This is a genomic window from Herbaspirillum sp. B65 (assembly GCF_000333555.1).
In the GTDB taxonomy this organism is placed as follows: domain Bacteria; phylum Pseudomonadota; class Gammaproteobacteria; order Burkholderiales; family Burkholderiaceae_D; genus Herbaspirillum; species Herbaspirillum rubrisubalbicans.
In genome coordinates, this window is the sequence record NZ_BADI01000580.1 from 1 (window position 1) to 1,876 (window position 1,876).

2 protein-coding genes and 1 pseudogene are annotated in these 1,876 nt (G+C 50.1%); all 3 read left to right on the top strand.

Features of this window, described 5'->3' with window-relative positions:
• Positions 1 to 340: pseudogene (locus I5W_RS32840) on the top strand (VRR-NUC domain-containing protein); the annotation flags it as partial.
• 7 nt (positions 341 to 347) lie between these two features.
• Positions 348 to 1,430, top strand: coding sequence for a type VI immunity family protein (locus I5W_RS13945; protein WP_044529676.1), 1,083 nt, complete (start codon positions 348 to 350; stop codon positions 1,428 to 1,430).
• Between the two features lie 158 nt (positions 1,431 to 1,588).
• Positions 1,589 to 1,876, top strand: a 288-nt coding sequence (locus tag I5W_RS33380) for a transposase (protein ID WP_148289108.1), incomplete at its 3' end; no start/stop codon positions are given.

Sequence of the window (1,876 nt, forward strand, 5' to 3'; positions counted from 1 at the left end):
GTATTTGAAAGGGGCCCGCATGATTCGAAGGCCCGACGTCATAACCGTTCTGATCCCTACTAAGCCGCCACGGCAGGAAAACATTAAGCAGGTCGTAGAGATAAAATTTCCGCCTGACACGCTTACTCGTGCCCAAGGCGACGCCTACGTAGAAATCGCTGGCGATAAAAATAAGCTGTGGGAAATTGGGCCTGAAAATTGTGATTGCAATCACCCTGAGCCGGAAGAATCAAAAATTCCGGTCGAAGAACTTGGTGTAGCAGCTACTGCATTAAGGCTGCTCTATATGCTGGTGACAAAGCGCCCGCCGCCGGGTGGGGTCCCAGCGCCGTCTTTCTAGGATACTTATGAGTGACTTACCATTTGACCCCATTCAATTAATGCGCGATCACCCGGAAAGGATGCGTATTCCGGGGGGGCTACTCACTAAACAAGGTGCGCAAGATTATGTTGGATCAGTTCCTGCAATTACCGGGACGCTATTTTTTTATCACGCGCATTTGCCTGATGTGCGTGAGGCGATTTGTTCTTGTTTTGATGAGTATTCCGCTATCGCGAAAGATCATCTGACTTGGCTTTTAAGGGAAGAGCCTCCATCAGGTCCGGATAGGTTCCCATACCGCGATGCTCCGCCATTGCGCGGCATGGTTAAGCAAATGAATGAAAATGATCTCATGAGCTTTGTTTATACGAGCGGCAGTCAGCCGTTTGACGCCGGCGATTGGGAATTTCAGGTATTTGGGCGGCGTGGCTGGGAAGCCAAAATGAAGTCTAGAGGAACCTCCGTATTAAGATTCAGCCTGCCTTTGCTTTTTGTCGAAGAGAATCCGACTGCTTTCCAAAAATTGTTTGTTAGCTTTGCTCGTCGTCTAAATGCGATACATGGATATGGGGGATATGGGCTCGTCCTCTCTGCTCTTCGTGAAGAAAAAAATCAGCCCTTCGAAGCTTATCTTTCGGAAAAGCTAAAGGGATTTGATGCAGGCGATCCCGTTGGCGGTTCCCGTCATGCAAAGGAAGGCATTAAGACAGTTTCTTGGCTTACAGCGGTAAATTATGAAATGGTGAAGCAAGTTGGCGGGATTACGACTATTCGATCAGAACTGCCGATGGATTGGTTCGCGATATACGGTTACGGTAACGGCTTAATTGTTCAAGCTGGTCCTAAGCCCAATGCTGCGCCGACAGATCAGCCAATGCCCGCTAGTTTGGTGCTGTCAAACTTTTTGTTTAAGGAAGTTCGCTCGTCTCGGGTTAGTTTGCACAATACATCGGTAGATGGGGAGCCGCGACTGATCGGTTGGGCTGCGGACCAATGGCTAAAGCGCTTTGATATAGATGAATCGCAATTGATCTCTTACAAGGCAAAACTACTAGATGAACCTAAGCTTACTAAAGAAAGTACTTTAGCGGATAGGGCGGCGCAGTGATGGTACGGTTGACCGCCGTTGGCCTTTTATAGCATTATTGGTTCTACTTAGACTGTATTTCCATCACATCATTGGGGGGGGGTGATGACTGTATATGAATCGCCCCGGAACTACTAGACACTCCACAGCCTAAAATATCAGGCAACCAAGGAGTCATCATGAGTAACAAGCGTTATCCGGAAGAGTTCAAGATTGAGGCAGTCAAGCAGGTCACGGAACGGGGCCACTCAGCCCCTGATGTTGCGAAACGGCTCGGGGTATCTCAGCCGACGCTGTACGAATGGATGAAGAAGTACGCATTGGCGCCTGAGGAGCGTCGGGCACAGGCCATCCCCGAGCACGTCGCCGCCCTGGAACAGCACGGCATTCCCACCATCGACATGGTGGTGGTCAACCTGTACCCGTTCCAGCAGACCGTGGCCAAGGACGAGTGCGCGCTGAAGACG